The following is a 23187-nucleotide window of genomic DNA, read 5'->3' as shown; positions in this document are numbered from 1 at the left end:
CGGGCGGCCGCGCAGCAGCCCGAGCAGCTCCCGGGCGGCGCGCAGCCGCGGCGAGGGCGGCGGGGCGGTCACCGGCCCACAGTACGGCCGGATCCCGTCCCCACCAGCCCCGTTCCCGAACGGATCGGTCGTTCTGCCGATGCCCCGCGCCGCCGCGCGGGGCTAGCGTGCCGGCGCACCCGCGGCGGAGCGGGGCGAGGAGGAACCATGCGGATCGACGAGTACGCCGCCCACGACGCCACCGCCCTCGCCGGGTTGATCCGCGACGGAGAGGTGAGCGCCGCGCAGGTGCAGCAGGCCGCCGCGGCCGCGATCGACGAGGTGGCGGGCGAGCTGAACCCGCTGGTCGGGAAGCGCTTCGCCGAACCGCTCGCGCACGACGCCGCCGGCCCCTTCGGCGGCGTCCCGTTCGCGATCAAGGACCTGGTCCTGCACGCCGAGGGCGTCGCGCAGCGGGCGGGCAGCCGGCTGCTGGGCCCCGGCGTCCCGATGCCGGCCGACAGCTACCTGATGCGCCGGTTCCGCGCGGCCGGGCTGGCCGCGATGGCCGTCACCGCGACCCCGGAGCTCGGCTTCAACGCCAGCACCGAGCCGGTCGCCACCGGGGCGGTGCGCAACCCGTGGGACACCACCCGCAGCCCCGGCGGCTCCAGCGGCGGCTCGGCGGCGCTCGTCGCGGCGCGGGCGCTGCCGGTGGCGCACGCCAACGACGGCGGCGGCTCCATCCGCATCCCGGCCGCGGCGTGCGGGCTGGTCGGGCTCAAGCCGACCCGGGGTCGCACCACCGTCGGCCCCGACTACGCCGACCCGCTGCTCGGGCTGGGCATCGAGTTCGCGCTGACCCGCACCGTGCGCGACTGCGCGGGCCTGCTCGACGCCGTGCACGGCAGCGAGCCGGGAGACCGCTACCTGCTGCCCGCGCCGCAGGGGTCGTTCGCCGAACTGGCGCGCGCCGGCAGCCGCCCGCTGCGCGTCGCGGTCAGCACCACGCCCCTGTCCGGTACGGGCACGGTCGACCCGGAGTGCGTCGCCGCGGTCCGCCGGGTGGCCGACGCGCTGGCCGGGCTCGGCCACACCGTCGTCGAGGCCGCGCCCGCGCTCGACGCGGAGGCGTTCGACGAGGCCAACCTGATCGCCTGGTGCAGCTTCCTGGCCGACGGCGTCGACGGGCTCGCCGCCGCGCTGGGCGTCACCCCCGGCCCGGACACGCTGGAGGCCACCACCCTGGCCTGCGCCGAGCACGGCCGCGCCCTGCGCGCGACCGACATCTACGCCGCCGACCGCGCCTTCAACGCCGCCACCCGGACCATGGCCGCGTTCCACCAGGAGCACGACGTGCTGCTGACCCCGACGATGTGCGCGCCGAACACCGAGCTCGGGCACCTGGACGCGAACGACCCCGACCTCGACGCGCGCGGCTGGTACCACCGGATCTTCGCGTTCGCCGGCTTCACGGCGCTGTCCAACGTGACCGGGATGCCGGCGATCTCGCTGCCGCTGGCGACCTCCGAGCGGGGCTGGCCGATCGGGGTGCAGTTCGCGGCGGGGCTGGCCCAGGAGGCGACGCTGCTGGCGCTGGCCGCGGACCTGGAGCGGGCGCTGCCCTGGGCCGACCGCCGCCCGGCCGTCCTCGCCGGCTGATGCGGTGACCCGACCGCTCGCGGTGTCGTCACCGCTCGCGGAGTCTTCGCAGGGGCGGTGTAGCCGGCGCAGAGTGCACAGCACCTGCGAGGACTACGGGGAGTCTGCGAAGACGGCGTCGACCGCGCCGCGCAGCCGCCGGCGCGCTGCGGCTCCCGGTGCCGGCCCTCAGTGCAGCTCGGACTCCGCGGGGTACTGCACCGAGATCGACTCCTCGGCCACGCCGAGTGCCCGACCCAGGATGCCGCGCATGATCGGCGGGGGCACCAGGCAGTCGGCGCAGGCCTGCGGGCCCGCGGTGATCCGCGCCAGCACGTCGGTGCCCGCGCGGGTCACCTCCAGGCCGTAGTCGTCGGCGGCCAGCGTGCGCCGCAGGTCCGCCAGGGCACGGTCGTCGCCGTCGGCCGGGCTCCCGGCTGCGCTCTCGGTCACGGGGTGGTCCTCTCGGCGGCGTCGGCGGGGGCGTCGGCCCCGGTGGGCGTGCCGGGTTCGATCGGGAAGTGGCAGGCCACCCGGTGGTCGGGCGCCCGCTCGACCAGCACGGGCTCCTCCACCGCGCACCGCTCCCGCGCCCGGGGGCAGCGCGTGCGGAAGCGGCAGCCCGAGGGCGGGTCGAGCGGGGAGGGCGGCTCGCCGGCCAGCGGCGCCGGACGGCGCGGGCGCCCGGTGCGGGCGTCCAGGCCGGGGATGGAGTCCAGCAGGGCGGCGGTGTAGGGGTGGCGCGGGCCGCGGTAGAGCGCCTCGGCCGGGCCGACCTCGGCCAGCTGCCCCAGGTGCATCACCGCCACCCGGTCGCTGACCTGCTTGACCAGCGCCAGGTCGTGGGAGATGAACAGGTAGCTCAGGCCGAGCTCGCGGCGCAGTCGCTCGAACAGGTTGAGCACCTGGCTCTGGATCAGCACGTCCAGCGAGGACACCGCCTCGTCGCAGATGACCAGCGCCGGGTTCAGCGCGATGGCCCTGGCGATCGCGACCCGCTGGCACTGGCCGCCGGACATCTCGTGCGGGCGGCGCCTGCCGTAGACCGAGGGGTCGAGCCCGACCATGTCGAGCAGCTCGGCCACCCGCGGCCCGCGGTCGCGCACCCCGTAGCCGCGCAGCGGCTCCTCGACCAGCTCGCTGACCCGCCAGCGCGGGTTCAGCGAACCGTACGGGTCCTGGTAGACCATCTGCATCTCGCGGCGGGCGCGCACCAGCGCGCGCCGGCGCAGCCGGGTCAGGTCGGTACCCTCGAAGACCACCGAGCCCGACCGCGGTGGCGGCGCCTGGATCACCGAGCGGGCCAGCGTGGACTTCCCGGAACCGGTCTCCCCGACCACGCCCAGCGTCTCCCCCGCCCGGATGTCGAACGAGACGCCGGAGAGCGCGTGCACGGTCCCGCCGCGCACCCCCCCGGCCGCCCGCACCGGGAACTCCTGCACCAGGTCGCGGGCGCTGAGCAGCTCCTCGCCGGGGCGGCGGCCGTCGACCGGCGCGGTCCCCTTCTCCAGCGTGGTCACACGCCCTCCTTCACGGGTGCGTCCGGCAGGGGGTGCCAGCACGCCCACCAGTGGCCGGGTTCGTGCTCGCGCAGCGGCGGGCCCTCGGCGCACTCGTCGGTGGCCGACGAGCAGCGCGGCCGGAACGGGCAGCCCCCCGGCAGCGCCGACAGGTCCGGTGGCTGCCCGGGCACCACCGGCAGCAGCGAGTGCGGCTCGCGCTCCAGGCGCGGGATCGCCCCCAGCAGCGCCCCGGTGTAGGGCATCCGCACGTGCGCGAACAGGTCGGCGGTGCGCGCCCGCTCGACGACCTGGCCCGCGTACATGACGACGACGTCGTCGGCGTAGCTCGCGGCCAGCCCGAGGTCGTGGCTGATCAGCACGATGGCCGTGCCCAGGCGCTGCTGCAGCTCCAGCAGCAGCTCCATGATCTGGGCCTGGGTCGTGACGTCCAGCGCGGTGGTCGCCTCGTCGGCGACCAGCAGGCGGGGCTCGCCGGCCAGCGCGATCGCGATCATCACCCGCTGCCGCATCCCCCCGGAGAGCTGGTGGGGGTACTCGTGGAAGCGCCGCTGCGGGGCCGGCAGGTGCACCATCGCCAGCAGCTCGACGGCGCGCCGGTGGGCGGCCGCCTTGTCCAGGTCGGAGTGCGCCCGCACGGCCTCGGCGATCTGCACGCCGATCCGCATCGTCGGGTTGAGCGAGCGCGCCGGGTCCTGGAAGACCATGGCGATGTCGGCGCCGCGGTGGCGGCGGGCCTCCCGCTCGGACAGCCCGACCAGCTCGGTGCCGTCGAAGCGGGCCGAGCCGCTGACCCTCGCCGTCGACGGCAGCAGGCCCATCAGCGCCCGCGCCGCCACGCTCTTGCCCGACCCGGACTCGCCGATGATCGCCAGCGTCCGGCCCGGCGCGAGCGAGTAGCTCAGCCCGTTGACCGCGTGCACGGTGCGCCCGCGGCCGACGAAGCGGACCCGCAGGTCGTCGACCACCAGCAGCGGTTCGGCCGGGTCCGGCGCGGGGCCCCGCACCGGGGCGTCGGCGGTGGCGGTGCCCAGCACGTCCTCGCGCTGCGCCACCGGTTCGCTCGCCAACTCGCTCATCGCACTCCCTCGCTAGCGCTCGGTCGGCGCTGCGCGGGCGCTGTGCTGGATGATTCGCTCGCGGGCTCGCTCATCGGCCACTCCAGCGGGCGCGCAGTGTCTCCCCCAGCAGGTTGAACGCCAGCACGGTCACGAACAGCGCCACGCACGGCCACACCACCAGCATCGGCGTGGCCGACAGGCTCTGCTGGCCCTGGGCGATCATGTTGCCCCAGCTCGGCGCGGGTGGCGGGATACCCAGTCCGAGGAAGCTCAGCGCCCCCTCGATGACGATCACGATGCCCATCCCGAGCATGCCGAACGTGATCAGCTGGGGGGCGATGTTGGGCGCGACGTGGCGGGCCAGCACCCGCCACCCCGGCGTCCCGCACAGCTGCGCGGCGGCCATGAACGGCAGCTCCCGCAGCCGCAGGGTGGCCGCGCGGGAGATCCGGGCGAACGCCGGGATGCTGAAGAACGCCAGCGCGAGCACGGTGTTGGTCTGGGAGGCGCCCAGGCTCTGCGCCACGGCCAGGGTCAGCACCAGCGACGGGAACGCGATCAGCACGTCGAGCACCCGCATGATGACGGTGTCGGTCGCGCCGCCGAGGTAGCCCGACAGCGCGCCGAGGGTGCCGCCGACGGCGAGGCCCAGCAGGTTCACCGCGACCGCGACGGTCAGCGAGGACTGTCCGCCGTGCAGGATGCGGGAGAAGATGTCGTTGCCGTTCGGGTCGGTGCCCAGCAGGTGCCCGGGCGAGCCCGCGTCCAGGTAGGACTCGAGCACGCTGCCGCCGACCGGTGGCGGCACCGGCAGCACCAGCGGCCCGACGAAGCAGGCCAGCACGACCAGCGCGACGACCCCGGCCGGCACGGCGATCTCCAGGTTGCGCAGCCACCACGCCCCGGCCCGACCCCCGACGGGCCGGGACGCGACGGTGGCCGTCGCGGCGTCAACGACTGCCATAGCGGATCCTCGGGTCGAGCACGGCGTAGAGCAGGTCGGCGAGCAGGTTCGCCAGCACCGCGACGATCGCGAACACCAGCACGCAGGCCTGCACGACGACGAAGTCGCGGGTGTTGATCGCCTGCAGCATCAGCTGCCCGATCCCGGGCAGGGCGAAGATCTGCTCGACGATGACGGTGCCGCCGATCAGCGTGCCCAGGTTGAGCCCGACGACGGTGATCAGCCCGAACGACGAGTTGCGGAACGCGTGGCGCAGCAGCACCTGGCCGGGCCCGATGCCCTTGGCCCGGGCGGTGGTCACGTAGTCCTCGCCCTGCAGCTGGTCGACCAGGTCGCCGCGCAGGAACCGGGTGTAGAAGCAGAACAGCGGGAACGCGATCGCCGCGACCGGCAGCGCCATCGAGTGCAGGTTGCCGGCCACGCTCTCCGACAGCGGCACGAACCCGATCGCCGGGAACAGCGCCAGCTCCACCGCGAACAGCAGCACCAGCAGCAGCGCGAGCACGTAGTTCGCCACCGACAGCCCGGTGATCGAGACCAGCATGCTGACCCGGTCGAACATGCGGCCCGGCTTGTAGGCGGCCAGCAGCGCCACCGGGATGGCCAGCCCGAGCGAGACCACGAAGGCCAGCCCGACCAGCTCCCCGGACACCGCCAGCCGCTCGCCGATCTGCGAGGTCACCGGCTGCCCGCTGACCAGCGAGGTGCCCAGGTCGCCGGTGACCGCCGAACCCAGCCAGCCCAGGTAGCGCACGTAGCCGGGCTGGTCGAGGCCGAGCTGCTGCTCCAGCGTCCGGACCTGCTCGGGCGTCGCCTCGGGGCCGAGCAGCTGCTGGGCGGCGTTGCCGGGGATCAGGTTGAGCACCCAGAACGTCAGCACGCTCACCCCGAGCAGGATCGGCACGGCCATCAGCAGCCGCTTGCCGACCAGCCGGGCCCCCGGTGAGGCCAGCAGCGCCGCCAGCCTCCCCGGGGCCCGGTCGGCGTCCGCGCCGGGCCGGGTCGCCACCGTCACTGCGGCGCCGCCCGCCAGACCTCGTCCCAGAGGATGCCGGCGTTCACCACGATCGGCGGGATCTTGGTGGTGAGCCCCGGCCCGTGCACCCCCTCGGTGGCCAGGTTGGCCGCGGCGAACGCCAGCCCGAACGGGGCGTAGGCGTTGTCGCTGATGTACTTGCCGGCCTCGGTGTACAGCCGCGCCCGCTCGGCCTGGTCGACGGTGGCCGCGGCGTCGTTGAGCATCTGGTCGAGCGCCGGGTCGGCCACGCCGCTGAACGGCGAGGTGGAGGAGAACCGGAACGCCACGCCCACCCCGGAGGCCGGGTCCCAGGCGCCCGCGGTCTGCAGCATCGCCTGCCACTGGTTGGAGTTGAACTGCTGGACCAGGGTGGACAGCTCGTAGGTCTCGGTGGTGACCGTGATGCCGGCCTCCTGCCACTGGGTCTGCAGCGCGGTCATCACCTGCTGGGCGACGTAGGCGCGCAGGGTCCCGAGGTTGACCGTCAGCCCGCCCAGCTCGGCCACCAGCTGCTTGGCCCGCTCGACGTCGTGGCCCTGGTAGCCCTCGACCTTCTCCTGGTGGAACAGCCCGCCGGGCCCGGTGAAGGTCTGGCTCACCGGGTAGAGGCCGCGGAACAGGCCCTGGGCGATGGCCTCGAAGTCGGTGGCGGCGTAGATGGCCTCGCGGGCGCGCGGGTCGACGAAGGGCCCGTCCTTGGTGTTGAGCTGGATGACGTAGGGCGAGGTCGGCGGCTGCACGGTGACGGTCATCCGGCCCTGCTGCTGGGCGGCCTCCAGCAGCGGGGTGGTGCTCAGGCCCTCGTAGGCCTGCGCCTGGCCGGCCAGCAGGGCCTGGTAGGCGGGCTGGTCGCCGCCGATCGACTGGAAGGTCAGCTTGTCCAGGTAGGGCAGGCCCTCCTTGAAGTAGGTCGGGTTGCGCTCCAGCACCAGCTCCGAGGACAGCTGGTTGGACACCACCGTGAACGGTCCGGCCCCGACCGGCGTGATCTTGAACTGCTCCTCGCCCTGCTGCTGCAGCGCCGTCGGCGAGACGATCCAGTTGGTGTTCGACACCGGGAACGAGTTGATGACCGCGGCGAAGGGCCGGGTGAACGTCAGCCGGATCGTCTGCGGGTCGACGACGGTGATCCCGTTCTCGGCCAGCGGCCAGCGCGGGTTGCAGGTGCAGGTCGAGTTGACGGCGCGGGTGAAGTTGAAGGCGACGGCCTCGGCGTCCATCGGCGTGCCGTCGCTGAACGCGATGCCGGGCCGGATCTTGAGCTGCACCGTCCGGCCGTCGTCGAGCAGCTCGTAGCTCTCGGCCTGGTTCGGCTCGACGCGCGCGTTCGAGCCGTCGTCGTCGGCGGCGAGCCGGAACAGCCCGCCGTAGATCGCCGACATCTGCGAGACGTTCGCGCCGCCGGTCGTGCTGGTCGCCGGGTCGAGGCCGGTCGGCCAGCCGCCGGCGAAGGCCACGTCCTCCAGCACGGTCAGCTCGCCCCCGCGCTGCGGCGGGCCGGCCGCCGCAGCGTCGGGCGCGGGCGCGCCACCACCGCCCCCGCCGCACGCCGCCACGCCGATCAGGGCCGCAACCAGGGCGGCCGAGTACCGCAACCGCAGCCGTCTCATGTCGTTCTCCTGGGTCCGAGGTCCGTGGTGGAGCCGTGACCGGGCTCACTCAACGGCGTCCAGCGTCGGGGAGCCGGACCGCCGGGGCAGACCCCGCTTTCGCGGGGCGGAAGACAAGTCCGCGACGGACGTCCCGGTCCGGTTGCTCCCGGGGGCGCTTGTGACGGCGGGCCGCGCACCGTGAGACTTGGGGCGCAAGGACGGGCGCTGGACGAAGGAGTCGGCGTGGGCGAGCTGGCGGTTACGCAGGCACGGACGGGGCGGCGCGCCGAACGGGACGCGGAGCGCGGCGCGGACCGGGAGGCGTGCCGGGACGCTGCGGCGCCGCCGGCGCAGGGCCCGCGACCGCGGCCGACCGCGGCGGGTCGGGTGCTGTCCGTGCTGGACGCGTTCGGCCCCCGGCACCGCACCCTGTCGTTGAGCGAGATCGCCCGCCGGGCCCACCTGACCCTGCCCACCGCGCACCGGCTGGTGGGCGAGCTGGTCAGCTTCGGCGCCCTGGAACGCGACCCCGCCGGGCGCTACGCGGTGGGCCTGCGGCTGCTGGAGCTCTCGGCGCTGGCCCCGCGCGGGCTGGAGCTGCGCGAGGTCGCCTTCCCCTACCTCGACGACCTGCATCGCACCACCCGCGGCAACGTGCACCTGGGCGTGCGCGACGGCGTCGAGGTCGTCTACGTCGAGACGATGCGCGCCCGCACCCGGCACCCGATCAGCAGCCGGGTCGGCGACCGCTGGCCCATGCACGCCTCGGGCATGGGCCTGGTCCTGCTCGCCTACGCCGAGCGCGAGCTGCAGGAGCAGGTGCTGGCCGGCCCGCTGGAGCGCTTCACCGAGCTGACCGTCACCGACCCCGGCGAGCTGCGCCGCTCGCTGGCCCAGATCCGCCGCTGCGGGGTGGCGGTGGCCCGCGGCCAGATCACCCTGCCCAACCTCGCCGTCGCCGTGCCGGTGCACGGCGCCGACGGCGAGGTGGCCGCGGCGATCTCGGTGGTGGTGGAGGCCGAGCGGGCCCGCCCCCGCGAGCTGGCCGCCGCCCTGAAGCAGGTGGCCACCGCGATCACCCGCTCGATCTCCGCCCGGGTCGGCTAGAAGCGGTCCCGGCTCAGCGGGCGGACTGGGTGCCCAGCCAGCGGAAGGCGTTGCGCCAGGTGACGTCCTCCAGCTGCTCGGGGGTCAGCTCGACGCTGCGCACGGTGGCGCCCGCCGGCTCCTCGCGCGGCATCGCCGGGTAGTCCGAGCCGACCAGCAGGCGGTCGGCGCCGAGCAGGTCGACCAGGTAGCGCACGGCGCGCCGGTCGAAGACCGCGCCGTCGTACCAGAACCGGCGGGCCAGCTCCAGCGGCGCCGGGCCGACGTGCGCGATCGCCCGGTCCGGCTTCGCCGGCTCCTCGTTCCAGGTGCCGGCCCAGAAGTACTGCGCGCGCGGCAGCATCATCGCCAGCCCGCCCGCCCCGTGGCTGAACGAGATCCGCAGGTCCGGGCAGGCCTCCGCGGTGCCGCCGGCGATCATCGACGCGGCCGCCATCGCCCCCTCCAGGCCGACGACGTACGTGCCGGCCGCGCTCTTGGGCAGCCGGTCGGTGGCCGCGGGCATGGCGTGCACGAAGACCGGCAGGTCGAGGCGCTGGGCCTCGGTGAAGAAGCCGCGGAAGCGCTCCTCGCCGATGGAGGCGCCCAGCACGTTGGAGGTGATCTCCACCCCGCACAGGCCCTGGTCGCGGATGGCCTTGAGCTCCGCGGCCGCCGCGTCCGGGTCCTGCATGGGGACCATCCCGAACCCGATCAGCCGCCCGGGCGCGGCCGCCGAGAGCGCCGCGGTGAACTCGTTGACGTGCCGGGCCAGCGACAGGCCCTCCGCGGCGGGCAGGTCGTAGCGCAGCAGCGGCGGCATCGGGCTGAGCACCTCGACGTCGACACCCTCGGCCTCCTGCTCGGCGACCCGGCGCTCGGCGTCGAAGAACACGTCGCGGGCGCGGTACCGCAGCGCGCCCCAGAGCAGTTCGCGCGCGCTGTCGCCGTCGATCGGCTCCATGCGCGGGAAGCACTCCGGGGCGCCGGCCGGGTAGTCCCGGGGCAGCACGTGGGTGTGCGCGTCGACCAGCACTGGTCCTCCTAGGAGCCGTTCGGGTGGACGGAGACGTGGACGGCGAGCTCCCCCTCGACCTCGCCGCCCGCGGTGCGCAGGGCCAGCTCGGTGTCGTCGAGGCCGAAGGTGTGGGTGTGCAGCTCCTCCAGCGGGAACCGGCGCGACTCGATGATCGCGATCGCGTCGGCGTAGCCCTTGGCGTCGACGCCGTAGGCGCCGCGCACGGTGAGCGCCCGGTTGATGACCAGGTCGGTGCGCAGCGGCACCTGGGCGTTGCCCTTGAGCCCGGCCAGCACGACGGTGCCGCCGTGCTTGGCGGCCAGCAGCGCCTGCTCGACCGGCGCGTGGGCCATCGGGGTCAGCTCCAGCACCACGTCGGCCCCGGCGCCGCCGGTCAGGTCGTTGACCGCCTCGACGACGTCGACGCCGTCGGGCCCGTCCACGGTGAGCGTGTGGTCGGCGCCGAAGCGGCGGGCCAGCGCCAGCTTGTGCGCGTCGGCCTCCAGCCCGGTGACGACGACGGTGCCGGCCCCGGCGGCCTTGGCCGCGATCACCGAGGCGATCCCGCGCTGCCCGGCGCCGAGCACGACGACCGTGTCGCCCAGCCCGGCCCCGCCCAGGTGCACCGCCCAGCGCACCCCCGCGCCCAGCGGGTTGAACATGACGGCCAGCTCGGCCGGCAGGTCCTTGTCGACCTTGTGCAGCACGGCGCCCGGGGTCAGGTACAGGTGCTCGGCGAACCCGCCCCACAGGCTCGGCGCCACGTCGATCGGGGTGACCCCGTGCCCGAAGCGGCGGTGCCGGCAGGACTGGTAGCGCCCGGTCAGGCAGTCGTGGCAGGACCGACAGGGGACGATGACCTCCAGCGCCACCCGGTCGCCGGGCTGCACGCCCCAGCGCTGCGCGGCCTTCTCCCCCACCTCCTCGACGATCCCCAGCGGCTCGTGGCCGGGGATCGTCGGGCCGCCGCGCATCCCCATGTGGCCGCGGAACATCTCCACGTCGCTGCCGCAGATGCCGTTGGCCTCCACCCGCAGCAGCCCGTCGTCGGGGCCCAGCGGCGGGCGCGGGAACTCGCGCAGCTCGATCGTGCGGGGCGCGGTCTGCACGGCGGCCCGGACCATGTCAGTCACGGCTGGCTCCTTGCGCTGGGGACGGGCTGGGTGGCGGGTCCTGCGGCCCGGGCAGCGGGAACGCCGAGAACCCCCCGCCGTCCAGCACCAGGGTCTGCGCGGTGACGTAGCCGGCGTCCTCGCCGGCCAGGTAGGCGACGGCGGCCGCGATGTCCTCGGGCAGCCCGACCCGGCCCACCGGGATCCGCCGGCCGCGCGCGGCCAGGGTGGCGTCGACGTCGAGCGCCGGGTCGGGGTCGAGGATCGCCCGGCTGGTGCCCACCAGCCCGGGGCAGATCGCGTTGACCGTGATGCCCCAGGCCGCGACGTCCATGGCCAGCGACCGGGTCAGCCCGATCACCCCCGCCTTGGACGCCGAGTAGGCGGTGCTGAACGGCGCCGCCGACAGCCCGGCCATCGACGAGATCGACACGATGCGCCCGTACCGCTGCCGGCGCATGACCGGCACCGCGGCCCGGCACATCAGGTAGGTGCCGGTGAGGTTGACCCGGATCAGCCGGTCCCAGACCTCCAGCGGCACCGCCTCGATGTCCGCGCGGTCGGGGCCCTGCGGCGCGGCGGCGTTGTTGACCAGCACGTCGAGCCGGCCGAACGCCTCCACGGCGGTGTCGACCAAGCGCTGGGCGTCGTCGGGCTCGGCGATGTCGCCCAGCGCGGCCTCGACGGTGCCGCCGGCGGCCCGGATCTCGGAGACCAGCTCGTCGAGGCCGTCCCAGCGGTTGCGCTCCAGCACCCCGGCGCGCTCCTGGCGGGTGTTGAGCACGCCCGCCTTCTCCCGGTCGCTGACCAGCACGGCGTACCCGGCCCCGGCCAGGCGGTGGGCGATGGCCTGGCCCATCCCGTCGCGCTTGCCGCAGCCGGTGACCAGGGCGATGCGGGTCACTTTGCGACCTCGGTGATCGGCGGGCCGGGCGGGAAGCGCCGCGGCGGTCCGCCCTCCACGGTCAGCGTGTGCCCGGAGACCCAGCGGGCCCGGTCGGAGAGCAGGTACAGCGCCGCGTGCGCGATGTCCCACGAGGTGCCCTCGGTGCCCAGCCCGATCCCCTGCCGGCGCCGCTCGCGCATGTCCTCGGACATGTTCCGGGCCGCGAACGCGCCCCAGATGGCCCCGACCCGCACCGTGTTGACCCGGATGCCCTGCGCTCCCAGGGTGGCCGCGGCACCGACGGTGAGGTTCTCCAGCCCGGCCTTGGCGACGTTGTAGACCATGCCCGGCCCGCGCGCCGAAGCGCCGACCGAGGAGACGTTGACGATCGCCGCGCCCGGCGGCAGCACCGGGACCGCGTGCCGGGTGACCTGCCAGGCCGATTTGAGGTTCAGCGACATCAGCTCGTCCCAGCGGTCCGGGCCGACGTCGAACAGGCCGGCGCGGTCGCCGACCGCCACGTTGTTCATCAGCGCGTCGAGCGCCCCGAAGCGCTCGACGACCTCGGCCACCGCCCGCCCGCAGGCGGCGTCGTCGGTGACGTCGGCGATCACGGCGTGCGCCTCGCCGCCGTCCTTCTCGATCCGCTCCACGCTCACCCGCGCCGCGGCGGGGTCGCGGTCGAGCACCGCGACCCGGGCGCCGTGCCCGGCCAGCACGACCGCCGTGGCGTACCCGACGCCGGGCAGCGTGCCGTTCTGCCCGCCGCCGGTGACCAGCGCGGTGCGCCCGCGCATCCAGCCGGGGCCGGCGTCGGCGAAGGGGTCGGTCAACGGGTCCGTCGGGTCCGTCATGCGCCGACCTCCGCCCGTTCGCGGGCCCGCACGGGCACGGCCCGCCCGGACCAGTCGGAGAAGATCCGCACGACCATCGAGATCCCGGCGTTGCGCGCCCCGGCCACGGCCAGCAGCAGGTTCTTCGGCTCGGCCGAGGCCAGCAGCGGGTCGAAGCCCGCCTCGCGGGTGCCGTCGGCGTGCCGGACGCCCTTGTCGCCGAGCCCGTCCTTGCCCACCGCGGCCAGGTCGGACACCATCCGCCCGCAGTGCTCGGCCAGCCAGGCCCGCACCTCGGCCCGGCCGAAGCCGGCCGCGGCCAGCATCTGGGCGTGCTCGGGGCAGAACACGACGCCGGCCGAGGCGTTGCGGAAGATCCACGCGCCGGTGCGCGAGAGGGTGTCGGCGAAGTCGGCCAGCAACTGCTCCGCACTGGAGGTGTGCCGGTTGTCGACGAACTCGCTGGTGCGCAGCAGGGTCGCCGACACCGCCGAGACGCCCGGCCCGACCCCGGCCTCGACCGAGAGCGGCTCCCACGGGCTCTCGGCCTCGTTCTCGGCGATGCACATCGTCCAGCGCCCGGGCAGGCCCTGGGTGGCCTGCTCCAGCACGTGCGGGCGGATGCCGTAGGCGTTTCGCACGATGAGCCCGATGGCCCGCCCGATCGTCATGTTGGCCCGGAAGCCCGGCCCGAACACCCCGCCCGCGCCGTTGATCCCCAGCTCGGTCGCGACCGGTCCGTTGACCACGATCAGCGGGGCCGGCCCGGAGGTGGACTGCCACCCCCCGCCGCCGGTCGAGCGCTCCAGCACCAGCGCGTCCCACGCGGCCAGCACGACCGGGAAGTACTCCGGCCGGCAGCCCGCCATCGCGGCGTTGATCGCGGCCAGCTCCACGGTGACCGAGCGGTCGAACTGCGGGAGGTGGCCGATCACCTCGTCGGGGGCGCGGTCGACGGTGGCCAGGAACCGCTCCAGCAGCGGCCGCGAGACCGGCACCAGCGGCAGCCCGTCCGACCAGCCCTGCTCGTAGCAGTGCTCGATGGCTGCCTGCGCCATGTCCGGGTCGAGGCTGCCCGGGTCGAGGCTGCCCGGGTCGAGGTCGGTCACCGGCTGCCGTCCGTCAGCAGCGCGACCACGTCGGCCACCAGGTGCTTCGCCCGGTCGGCCACCTGCTCGGGGCTGAGCACGGCGACCGGGTGCGCGGTCGTGGCGTAGGCGTAGCCGGGCGCGCCGCGCAGGTCGGCCATGGCGTCGGCGGTGGTGACGAAGGCGTCGCTGCAGATGACCGCGGCGGGCAGGCCGGCCGCCTCGAACACCACGCCGTCGGCGACGGCCGAGGCGCTGCACGACCCGCAGTCGCCCACGCCGGTGATGACGACGTCGCAGCCCTCGACGAACTCGGCGACCAGCTCGTCGGGGGCCGGCAGCGCGAACGCCTGCTTGGTGCGCCGCAGCACCACCTCGGCCGCGCCGTGCTCGGCGACCAGCAGCGCGGCGATCTCGTCGAGCATGCGGTCGGCGTTGTGCTTGGTGTTCTCCAGCAGCCCGATGCGGGCGCCGGTCAGGTCCGGCCGGCGGGCCGCGCGGGGAGCCCCGCCCGGTTCGCGCGGCACCGGTGTGCGACCGGTGGGGTCGAGGATGGCGTTCGGCACGGTGGCCCCCTTCTAACCGGCGAGCCGGGTCAACCGGCTCTTCATCTCCGAGCGCTCCAGCGAGCCGGGCGGGACGAGGGTCACCGCCGCACGCACCGACAGCCGGTTGCGGATCAACGTCTCCAGCTCGCGGCCGAGCACCTCGCGGGCGCCGTCGGCGTCCCCGTCGGCACCGCAGCCCGGACCCCACTCGGCCTCCACCCGCAGCGGCGGCTCGACGCGCGGGCCCTGCCGGGGCAGCACGATCTGCACGGCGCCGGTGGTGCGCGGGTGCAGGGTCTGCACGAGGTCGCGCACCGCGGAGGGGAAGACGTTGACGCCGAGCACGATGAGCATGTCGTCGGTGCGCCCGATGCAGCGGATGAGCGGGGCGCCGTCGGCGCCGACGCCGGTGACGCGCACCCGGTCGCGGGTGCGGAAGCGCACCAGCGGGCAGCACTCGCGGTCGACCGAGGTGTAGACGAGCTCGCCGCTGGCCCCGGGCTCGACGTCGACGGGCTCGCCGGTGTCGGGGTCGATCAGCTCGACGACCACGTGCCGGCCGCCGGTGAACCGCATGCCCGCCGAGGCGGGCGGCTCGCCGAAGATCACCGGGGCCATGTCGGCGTTGCCCAGCCCCTCGGTGACCGTGGCGCCCCACTCGGACTCCACGTGCGCCCGGAACGCCGGCTCCCCGCCACCCGGCTCGCCCCCGACGAAGATCTTCTTCAGCCCGAACTCCTTCGGGTCGCGCCCGGCGGCGCGCAGGTGCTCGGCGAGGTAGCGGGCGTAGGAGGGGGTGGAGTGCAGCGCGGTGACGCCCAGCGTCTCCATCGCCAGCACCGCCTTCTCCGAGGCGCCGGTGCCGACCGGGACGACGGTGGCCCCGATCCGCTCCAGCGCGTCGCGGATGGGCAGGCCCCCGACGAACAGGCCCAGCCCGGCCGCGTGCAGCACGACGTCGTCGCGCTCGGCGCCCATCGTGCGGAAGGCGTTCGCGACCATGTCGGTCCAGGCCGCGGCGTCGCGCCGGGTGACGCCCACCCAGCTGGGCCGACCGGTCGTGCCGGTGGAGGCGTGCACCCGGATGATCTCGGGCATGGCCACCGCGGCGTGCCGGCCCAGCGGCGGCGTGGCGGCCTGCGACTCGCGCAGCATCTGCTTGTCGGTGAACGGGAACGCGGCCAGGTCGTCGAGGCCGGCGAACGCGGCTGAGATGTTCCCCCTGCCGACGCCGTGGGCCGCGAACAGGTCGGCGTAGAACGGCGAGCGCGCCGCCAACCCCTCCAGCTGCCCGCGCAGCAGCTCGGTGACGGCCTCGCGGTCCTCGGGTGCGACGAACGTGCCCATCTCAGACCTCGTGCACGACGACGCCGCGGATGTTCTTCCCGTCGGCGAGGTCGCGGTAGGCGTCGTTGAGCTCGTCGAGCCGGTACTTCCGGGTGATCAGCTCGTCGAGCTTGAGGTCGCCGGAGCGGTACAGATCGAGCAGCTTGGGCACGTCGTAGAGCGGGTTGCAGTCGCCGAACAGGGCGCCGCGCACCTGCTTGGCGTAGAGGATCAGTTGGCCGGCGTGCACCTTCACGGCCCGCTCGTCGATCTTGCCGACGGCCGTGACGGTGACCTTGCCCGACTTGCCGGTCACCTGCACCGCGCTCTGCACGACCTGCTCGGTGAGCACGCCGGGGGTGCAGATGGCGTGGTCGGCGAGCTGGCCGCGGGTGGCGTCGACGACGAAGTCGTGGGCCTCGCCGGCGTCGGCGAAGGTGTGCGTGGCCCCGAAGACCTTGGCCATGTCGCGCTTGAACTCGACCGGGTCGACGACCACCACGTTCTTGGCGCCGGCGTAGCGCGCGCCCTGCACGGCGTTGGAGCCGACCCCGCCGGCCCCGTAGATCACCACCGTGTCGCCGGCCCGCACGCCGGCCGCGTAGACCGCCGACCCCCAGCCGGTGGGCACCCCGCAGCCCACCAGGGCGCCGATCTCGAAGGAGATGTCGTCGGCCAGCGGCAGGCACGCCCACTCCGAGACGACCGCCCGCTCGGAGAACGTGCCCAGCGAGCAGAACCCGCCCAGGTCCTCCTCGCCGAGGTGGAACCGGTAGGTGCCGTCGAGGAACATGCCCGTCGCGGCGTTGAGCCCGGTGACGCACATGTTCTGGTGCCCGGTCGAGCACGGCCGGCAGGAGCCGCAGGCCGGGATGTAGGAGCAGACGATCCGGTCGCCGACCGCCACCCGGCGCACGTCCGGGCCGACCGCCTCGACGACGCCGGCGCCCTCGTGCCCGCCCACGATCGGGAAGCGCACGGGCGCGTCGCCCTGGGTGATGTGGTCGTCGGAGTGGCACAGGCCGGCGGCGTGGAACCGGACCCGCACCTCGTGGGCCTTCGGCTCGTCGAGGGTGAGCTCGGCGATCTCCCAGCCCTGGTGCGCGGCGCGGGCGATGCCGGCGCGGGTGGTGGTCGTCATCGGTGGCTCCCGGTGGGTGTGGACGGGGACGCGGTTCGCGCGAGCCGCGGCAGGACCTCCGCGCCGATGAGCGCGATGTGTTCGAGGTCGTGGATGTCGTAGATGTGCAGGTAGACGGTGTCCGCGCCGGCGCCGGTGAGGTCGTCGAGGTGCTCGACCACCGCGTCCGGCGAGCCGATCGCGGCGTTGCCGCGCATCAGCTCCGAACCGATCACCGCGGCGCGGCGCCGCACCTCGGCGGGCGAGGCGCCGCAGGCCACCGGCACCACCACCGAGCGCCGCGCGGTGCCCGGGTCGCGGCCGATGTCGGCGCAGGCCCGCTCGAACGCGGCGTAGCGGGCGGCGAGCTCGGCGCCGTCGCGGGCCAGCGCCCCGTTGAACTCGTCGGCGAACCGGGCGGCGATCGCGGGCGTGCGCTTCGCCCCGGTCCCGCCGACGATCACCGGCGGCACCGGGTCGGGGCGCGGCGGCGTGCGGTTCTCCGCGACCGAGTAGTGCTCCCCGACGAAGGAGAACGCCTCGCCGAACGGGGTGCGCCACATCCCGGTGACGATCGCGAGCTGCTCGGCGAGCCGGTCGAAGCGCTCGGTGCCCGAGGCCGGGAACGGGATGCCGAACGCGGCGTGCTCGCGCTCGTACCAGCCGGTGCCCAGGCCCAGCTCGACCCGCCCGCCGCTCATCTCGTTGACCGAGGCCACCGCCGCGGCGAGCAGCCCGGGCCAGCGGAACGTCGCCGCCCCGACCAGCGCCCCGAGCCGCACCCGGCTGGTCTCGCGGGCGATCCCGCCCAGCGTCGACCAGCACTCGGTGGGCAGGTAGGTCGGGTCGGCGGGGTCGACGCCCATCAGGTGGTCGGAGCGGAAGAACGCCTCGAAGCCCGCGTCCTCGGTCGCCGTGGCCAGGGCGAGGATGTCGGCGTAGCGGGCGCCGTGGCGCGGCTCCATGAGCACCCGCGTCCGCACCCGGTCAGCCACGGAACGCCACCGTCTTGACCTGGGTGTGCTCCAGCACCGCGTCCGCGCCCATGGTGCGCCCGAAGCCCGAGCGCTTGTAGCCGCCGAACGGGCCGCCGATCACCCCGGCGCCCAGCGCCGAGTTCAGCGCGACCTGGCCGGCCTGCAGCGCCCGGGTGAGTCGCACGGCCCGCCCGATGTCGTTCGTCCAGACCGAGGCGACCAGCCCGTAGTCGGTGCCGTTGGCCACCTCCACGGCCTCGGCCTCGTCCTCGACCGCGATCACCGACAGCACCGGGCCGAAGATCTCCTCCCGGGCGATGCGCATGCCCGGGTCGACCCGGTCGAACAGGGTGGGCTCGACGAAGAAGCCGCTGTCCAGCCCGTCCGGCACGCCGCCGCCGGTGACCAGCTCGGCGCCGGCCTCGCGGCCCAGGCGCACGTAGTCGAGCACCCGATCGCGCTGCTTCGCGTTGATCAGCGGGCCCATCCGCACGCGCTCGGTGCCCGGGCCCACCGTCACCCGGCCCATGTGCTCGGCCAGCCGCTGCACGACCTCGGCGTGCACCGACCGCTCGACGACGACCCGGGAGCCCGCCGCGCAGATCTGGCCGGTGTTGAGGGTGATGCCGGCGACGATCGCGGGCACCGCCTTGTCCAGGTCGGCGTCGGCGAAGAGCACCTGCGGCGACTTGCCGCCCAGCTCCAGGTGCAGCGGGGTGAGGTTGGTCGCGCAGGCCGACATCACCGCCGAACCGGTCGCCGGGGAGCCGGTGAAGCTCATCCGGCGCACCCGCGGGTGGGCCGGGATCGCCGCCCCGGCCTCGGGGCCGTAACCGGTGACGACGTTGAGCACGCCCGGCGGGACGCCGGCCTCGTGGGCCAGCGCGGCCAGCGCCAGCGCGGTGAGCGGGGCGTCCTCGGCCGGTTTGATCACCAGGGTGTTGCCGGCGGCGATGGCCGCGGCGGCGTCGTTGGCGAACATCGGGCCGGGCGCGTTCCACGGGATGACGCTGCCGCACACGCCGTAGGGCTCGCGCAGGGTGAACCCGATCGCGTCCGGGGTGTGGGTGGGCAGCGACAGCCCCTGCACCTTGTCGGCCTGCCCGGCGATGAAGGTGAGGATGCGGGCCATCGGCGGCGGCCCCCAGTGCGGGCGGCCGACCTCACGGCTCTCCAGCGCGTCCAGCTCGGCCTCGTGCTCGCGCACGAGCTGGGCCCAGCGGGCGATGAGCGCGCCGCGCTCGGTCGCGCTGGTGTCGCGCCAGGACGGGAACGCCGCCTCGGCCGCGTCGACGGCCGCGTCGACGTCGGCCGACCCGCCGCGCGGCACCGTCGCGATGACCGCGCCGGTGGCCGGGTCGAGCACGTCAATGGTGCGCCCGTCGGCGGCGGGGACGCGCTGCCCGCCGATGAGCTGCAGCTCGGTGCGCACGCCCGCGCCGGCGCCCCCGCCGGTCGTCTCGGTGATCGTCTCGTTGATCGTCACGTCGCGGCCTCAGTGCTCGTGGACGATGATGCCGCGGATGTTCTTGCCGTCGAGCATGTCCTGGTAGCCCTGGTTGACCTCGTCGAGCCGGTACCGGCGGGTGATCAGCTCGTCGAGCTTCAGGTCGCCCGCCTGCCACAGGCCCAGCAGCCGCGGGATGTCGAACTGCGGGTTGCACTGCCCGAAGATGGCGCCCTGCACCCGGCGCTGGTAGCCGATGAACATCCCGGCCCCGTGGTTGATCGAGCCGTTGCCGACCGCGGTGATCGTCACCTGGCCGGTCTTGCCGACCACCTGCAGCGCCGAGTCGATCACCTCGTCGTGCAGCGAGCCCACCGTGATCAGGGCGTGGTCGGCCAGCTCGCCCCAGGTCTCCTCGACCACGAACGCGTGCGCGCTGGCCGCGTCGGGGAACGTGTGGGTGGCGCCCAGCAGCTCGGCCATCTCGCGCTTGAACGGCACCGGGTCGACCACGACCACGTTCTTCGCCCCGGCGTGGCGCGCGCCCTGCACGGCGTTCGAACCGACCCCGCCGCTGCCGTAGACCACGACCGTCTGCCCCGGGCGCACCCCCGCCGCGTACACGGCGGTGCCCCAGCCCGTCGGGACGCCGCAGGCGACCAGCGCCCCGATCTCGAACGGAATGTCCTCGGCGATCCTGACGCAGGAGAACTCGCTGATCACCGCGCGCTCGGCGAACGTGCCCAGCACGCACATCCCGCCCACGTCCTGGCCCTGGTAGTGGAACCGGAACGTGCCGTCGGCGAACTCGCCGGTCGCCGCGTTCTTGCCGGCGTCGCACAGGTTCTGCCGACCGGTGGAGCAGTACCGGCAGGTGCCGCAGGCCGGGATGAACGAGCAGGCCACGTGGTCGCCCACGGCGACCCGGGTGACGCCGGCACCGATCTCCTCCACCACGCCGGCGCCCTCGTGGCCGCCGACGCAGGGGAAGCGCATCATCGCGTCGCCCTTCTGGATGTGGTCGTCGCTGTGGCACAGCCCGGCCGCGTGGAACCGGACCCGCACCTCGTTCGGGCCCGGCGGGTCCAGCTCCAGCTCGACGATCCGCCACGGCTCGCGCGGCGCGAAGCAGGCCGCCGCGCGGGTGGTCGGCGGCCGGGTCTGCGGCGCCTCGCCCGCACCGCGGGCGGAAGTGGTCGGGGTGGTCATGGGTCGGGCGCCCCCATCGTTCGGTGGTTGGCCGGTGGGCCGTGATCGCCGTGACGGCGCTCACTGCGGCCCTTACGACCCTGCCGGCCGACCCTTCCCGGCGGGAGCGGGTTTCCGCGACGCGAAAGCCGGGCCCCGAAGGACCCGGCTCCCGGTGGCGGACCCGGTGGTCAGGCGACCTCGCGCCCGACCACGGAGTCGTGCCACGGGATCGCGAACCGCTTGGCCCCGTTGACCACGGCGTAGAGCAGGCACCCCAGCACCGCCAGCAGCAGGATCACCGCGAACAACCCCGGCGCGTCGAGCGCGTTCAGGCTGACCACGACGAGGTAGCCCAACCCCTCGTTCCCGCCCAGGTACTCCCCCACGATCGCGCCGATCACGGCGAACACCACCGCGACCTCCATCCCGGCGAACACGTAGGGCATGGTGCTGGGCAGCTCCAGGTCCCGGAACGTCGGCCACCGCTTCGCCCCCAGTCCGAGCATGACGTCGCGGTGCCCGCGCTCGACCGACCGCACCCCCAGCATCACGTTCAGCATGATCGGGAAGAACGCCAGCGTCGCCGCCATGATGATCTTCGAGGTGACGCCGAAGCCGAACCAGATCACGAACAGCGGGATGAAGGCGACCTTCGGCACCACCTGCACCGCCACCAGCACCGGGCGCACCGCCCGCTCCAGCCACTCGGCCCGGCCCAGCACGACGCCGGCGACCAGCCCGAACACCAGCGCGGCCAGGAACCCGACCGCCACCTCGAACAGCGTCACCCCGATGTGGCCCCAGGTGGACGGCGTGCTGAGCAGGTCGACGACGGCCTCGCCGACGGCGGCCGGGGTGGGCAGGGTGAACGGCGAGATGCCGAACACGGTGACGGCCAGCTGCCAGGCCAGCAGGGTCACCAGCAGGACCACCGTGGTCCCGGCCCAGGGCAGCCAGCGGGCCTTCGCGATGGGCTCCATCAGTCCTCCTCGTCGAGCTGGTGGCGCAGCGTCCGCACGACGTGCTGGAAGCCGGGCTCGCTCTCGACGTCGAGCTCGCGCGGGCGGTCGAACCCGACCCGGGTGATCGAGCGGATGCGCCCCGGGCGCGGCGAGAGCAGCACCACCCGGTCGGCCAGGAACACCGCCTCGGTGATCGAGTGGGTCACGAACACGACCGTCGCGCCGGTGGCCACCGAGATGCGCTGCAGCTCCAGGTTCATCCGGTCGCGGGTCAGCGCGTCCAGCGCCCCGAAGGGCTCGTCCATCAGCAGCACCGACGGGTCGTAGCTGAGCGCGCGGGCGATCGCCGCGCGCTGGCGCATGCCGCCGGACAGCTCCCGCGGGTAGGACTTCTCGAACCCGGTGAGCCCGACCAGCCCGCACAGCTCGGCGGCCTTGGCCCGGCGGGTGCGCTTGTCGACCCCGCGCAGCTTGAGCGGCAGCGCGATGTTGTCCTCGATGGAGAACCACGGGAACAGGTTGGCGTCCTGGAAGACCAGGCCGAACTTGCCCAGCGCGGCCGGGTCGCGCTTGCTGCCCTGCCACAGGTCGCGCCCGCCGGCGAGCACGCGCCCGCTGGTCGGGGCGATCAGGCCGGCCAGGATCCGCAGCAGCGTGGTCTTGCCGCAGCCCGAGCGCCCGACCAGCGAGATGAACTCGCCGGGGGCCACCGACAGCGAGATGTCGCTGAGCGCGTGCGTCGAGGCGCCCGCCCTGGCGCGGTAGGTCTTGTCGACCGCCTGCACCTCGAGCTCGGCGGCGCCCTCGGCGGCGAGGGTGCCGGTGCCGCCCTTGTCGAGCGACGGGCTCCCCATCAGCCCTGCCCCAGCAGGTCGTTGGTGAACCAGCCGGCCGGGTCGAGGCCTGCGGACACCAGCCCGACGCTCACCGACTCCTGGTAGACCTGCCCCCACTTGTCCGGGGCGACCTGCATGAGCGAGCCGTTGGCCTGCCAGCTGGCCGTGTAGTCGCGCAGGGTCGCCTTGGCCAGCTCCGGGTCGTCCAGGATCTGGATGTCGTACTGGGAGCCCAGCATCTCCAGCGTCTTGTCCAGCTCGGTGTCGTCGATGACCATCTGCTGCGCGTCACGGACGGCGCGCAGGTAGCGCTGCACGACGTCGCGCTGGGTCGGGTCGTCCACGGCGGCCTGCGAGGTGATGTAGACCTGCGTGCCGGACGCGATCGACTGCGACGGGTCGAGGACGACGACGTCCGGGTTCTGGCCCTGCAGGACGCGCGCGGTGTCCATGCTGACCACGTAGCCGTCGATGCGGCCCTGCCGGACGAGGTCGAACACGCCCGGCGCGACGCCGACGACCTGCTTGGTCACGTCGGTCTCGGCGAGCCCGCCGGTGGCGGAGAGCATGTCGACCAGCGTCTCGCTGGTGCCGCCCTCGGACGGGATGCCGATGGTGCGCCCGCGCAGGTCGGCGGGCCCGTTGATCGGGTCGTCGGCCAGCGAGACCATGCGCAGGGTGGAGACCTGCGACGGCTGCGCGACCACCTTGATCGGGGCGGAGCGCTCGCCGGTGGCGACCATCATCTCGCTGTCGCCGACCCGGGTCAGCAGCCCGCCGCCGGCGATCACGGTCTGGATCGCCTGGGCGCTGCCGCGGGTGACCTGGAACTGCACGTCCAGGCCCTCGCGCTCGAACAGCCCGGCCGCCTTGGCGATGATCTCCGGGGTGAACGTCAGGCTCTCGATCGGCAGGACGTTGAGGAAGGTGACGGGGGTGGGCTCGCCGCCGGCGCCGGTGCCGGTGGTGCCGGGCGCGGCCG

General features: G+C 74.5%; 22 protein-coding genes. 2 read left to right on the top strand and 20 right to left on the bottom strand.

The genetic code is table 11. The features are described 5' to 3' along the window. Nucleotides 1–207: 207 nt before the first annotated feature. Nucleotides 208–1641, top strand: coding sequence for an amidase (locus tag KIK08_RS24775; protein ID WP_214405641.1), 1434 nt, complete (start codon nucleotides 208–210; stop codon nucleotides 1639–1641). 168 nt (nucleotides 1642–1809) lie between these two features. Here KIK08_RS24775 and KIK08_RS24770 read toward each other — a convergent pair whose 3' ends face one another. The 6 genes from KIK08_RS24770 to KIK08_RS24745 all read right to left on the bottom strand — a co-directional run bounded on the left by KIK08_RS24770 (nucleotide 1810) and on the right by KIK08_RS24745 (nucleotide 7793). Then, nucleotides 1810–2073 carry a hypothetical protein gene (locus KIK08_RS24770; RefSeq protein ID WP_308257862.1) on the bottom strand — a complete coding sequence of 88 codons (264 nt, stop codon included), beginning with the start codon at nucleotides 2071–2073 and terminating at the stop codon, nucleotides 1810–1812. Continuing rightward, on the bottom strand, nucleotides 2070–3140 hold the full coding sequence (locus KIK08_RS24765) for an ABC transporter ATP-binding protein (protein ID WP_308257861.1): 1071 nt from the start codon (nucleotides 3138–3140) through the stop codon (nucleotides 2070–2072). Before KIK08_RS24765 ends, KIK08_RS24770 begins: the two co-directional genes overlap by 4 nt. Then, complete coding sequence (locus tag KIK08_RS24760) at nucleotides 3137–4219, bottom strand: ABC transporter ATP-binding protein (RefSeq protein WP_214405640.1); 1083 nt, start codon at nucleotides 4217–4219, stop codon at nucleotides 3137–3139. Before KIK08_RS24760 ends, KIK08_RS24765 begins: the two co-directional genes overlap by 4 nt. Before the next feature lie 70 nt (nucleotides 4220–4289). After that, nucleotides 4290–5165 (bottom strand): ABC transporter permease, encoded by an 876-nt coding sequence (locus KIK08_RS24755; RefSeq protein ID WP_214405639.1) that lies wholly within the window; start codon nucleotides 5163–5165, stop codon nucleotides 4290–4292. Next, on the bottom strand, nucleotides 5152–6174 hold the full coding sequence (locus tag KIK08_RS24750) for an ABC transporter permease (protein WP_308257860.1): 1023 nt from the start codon (nucleotides 6172–6174) through the stop codon (nucleotides 5152–5154). The genes KIK08_RS24755 and KIK08_RS24750 overlap by 14 nt, the downstream gene beginning before the upstream one ends. 2 nt (nucleotides 6175–6176) lie before the next feature. After that, complete coding sequence (locus tag KIK08_RS24745) at nucleotides 6177–7793, bottom strand: ABC transporter substrate-binding protein (RefSeq protein ID WP_214405638.1); 1617 nt, start codon at nucleotides 7791–7793, stop codon at nucleotides 6177–6179. A 369-nt stretch (nucleotides 7794–8162) separates the two neighbouring features. Between KIK08_RS24745 and KIK08_RS24740 the strand changes: the two genes are divergently transcribed. After that, on the top strand, nucleotides 8163–8882 hold the full coding sequence (locus KIK08_RS24740) for an IclR family transcriptional regulator (protein WP_214405646.1): 720 nt from the start codon (nucleotides 8163–8165) through the stop codon (nucleotides 8880–8882). Nucleotides 8883–8895: 13 nt separating this feature from the next. Here the strand turns inward: KIK08_RS24740 and KIK08_RS24735 are convergent, their stop codons facing one another. From KIK08_RS24735 to KIK08_RS24670, 14 genes are all read right to left on the bottom strand, one after another. After that, on the bottom strand, nucleotides 8896–9897 hold the full coding sequence (locus tag KIK08_RS24735; protein ID WP_214405637.1) for an amidohydrolase family protein: 1002 nt from the start codon (nucleotides 9895–9897) through the stop codon (nucleotides 8896–8898). A gap of 8 nt (nucleotides 9898–9905) precedes the next feature. Further along, a complete protein-coding gene (locus KIK08_RS24730) occupies nucleotides 9906–11003 on the bottom strand; it encodes a zinc-dependent alcohol dehydrogenase (RefSeq protein WP_250557748.1) in 1098 nt (365 codons plus the stop codon). A 1-nt stretch (nucleotide 11004) separates the two neighbouring features. Next, complete coding sequence (locus KIK08_RS24725; protein WP_214405635.1) at nucleotides 11005–11895, bottom strand: SDR family NAD(P)-dependent oxidoreductase; 891 nt, start codon at nucleotides 11893–11895, stop codon at nucleotides 11005–11007. Next, nucleotides 11892–12731: an SDR family NAD(P)-dependent oxidoreductase gene (locus KIK08_RS24720; protein WP_250557744.1), complete on the bottom strand. Its 840-nt coding sequence runs from the start codon at nucleotides 12729–12731 to the stop codon at nucleotides 11892–11894. The genes KIK08_RS24725 and KIK08_RS24720 overlap by 4 nt, the downstream gene beginning before the upstream one ends. Beyond that, nucleotides 12728–13819, bottom strand: a complete 1092-nt coding sequence (locus KIK08_RS24715; RefSeq protein ID WP_308257859.1) for a hypothetical protein — start codon at nucleotides 13817–13819, stop codon at nucleotides 12728–12730. Before KIK08_RS24715 ends, KIK08_RS24720 begins: the two co-directional genes overlap by 4 nt. Then, nucleotides 13816–14364, bottom strand: a complete 549-nt coding sequence (locus tag KIK08_RS24710; RefSeq protein WP_214405634.1) for a UGSC family (seleno)protein — start codon at nucleotides 14362–14364, stop codon at nucleotides 13816–13818. Before KIK08_RS24710 ends, KIK08_RS24715 begins: the two co-directional genes overlap by 4 nt. 12 nt (nucleotides 14365–14376) lie before the next feature. Continuing rightward, nucleotides 14377–15693, bottom strand: coding sequence for a phenylacetate--CoA ligase family protein (locus KIK08_RS24705; protein WP_214405633.1), 1317 nt, complete (start codon nucleotides 15691–15693; stop codon nucleotides 14377–14379). Between the two features lies 1 nt (nucleotide 15694). After that, nucleotides 15695–16813, bottom strand: a complete 1119-nt coding sequence (locus tag KIK08_RS24700) for an NDMA-dependent alcohol dehydrogenase (protein WP_214405632.1) — start codon at nucleotides 16811–16813, stop codon at nucleotides 15695–15697. Beyond that, nucleotides 16810–17757 carry a TIGR03560 family F420-dependent LLM class oxidoreductase gene (locus KIK08_RS24695; RefSeq protein ID WP_250557746.1) on the bottom strand — a complete coding sequence of 316 codons (948 nt, stop codon included), beginning with the start codon at nucleotides 17755–17757 and terminating at the stop codon, nucleotides 16810–16812. The genes KIK08_RS24700 and KIK08_RS24695 overlap by 4 nt, the downstream gene beginning before the upstream one ends. Before the next feature lie 22 nt (nucleotides 17758–17779). Then, nucleotides 17780–19255, bottom strand: coding sequence for an aldehyde dehydrogenase family protein (locus tag KIK08_RS24690; RefSeq protein WP_308257858.1), 1476 nt, complete (start codon nucleotides 19253–19255; stop codon nucleotides 17780–17782). A gap of 9 nt (nucleotides 19256–19264) precedes the next feature. Beyond that, nucleotides 19265–20425 carry an NDMA-dependent alcohol dehydrogenase gene (locus tag KIK08_RS24685; RefSeq protein WP_214405631.1) on the bottom strand — a complete coding sequence of 387 codons (1161 nt, stop codon included), beginning with the start codon at nucleotides 20423–20425 and terminating at the stop codon, nucleotides 19265–19267. A gap of 170 nt (nucleotides 20426–20595) precedes the next feature. Beyond that, nucleotides 20596–21387, bottom strand: a complete 792-nt coding sequence (locus KIK08_RS24680) for an ABC transporter permease (RefSeq protein WP_214405630.1) — start codon at nucleotides 21385–21387, stop codon at nucleotides 20596–20598. After that, on the bottom strand, nucleotides 21387–22223 hold the full coding sequence (locus tag KIK08_RS24675) for an ABC transporter ATP-binding protein (protein WP_214405629.1): 837 nt from the start codon (nucleotides 22221–22223) through the stop codon (nucleotides 21387–21389). Before KIK08_RS24675 ends, KIK08_RS24680 begins: the two co-directional genes overlap by 1 nt. Continuing rightward, a partial coding sequence (locus KIK08_RS24670) for an ABC transporter substrate-binding protein (RefSeq protein WP_214405628.1) occupies nucleotides 22223–23187 on the bottom strand: 965 nt, incomplete at its 5' end. The genes KIK08_RS24670 and KIK08_RS24675, both read right to left, overlap by 1 nt.

Origin of the sequence: Pseudonocardia lacus (genome assembly GCF_018531445.1) — a bacterium.
Taxonomy (GTDB): Bacteria; Actinomycetota; Actinomycetes; order Mycobacteriales; family Pseudonocardiaceae; genus Pseudonocardia; species Pseudonocardia lacus.
The sequence above is the reverse complement of the archived record's forward strand: the minus strand, read 5'-3'. Positions and strand labels throughout refer to the sequence as shown.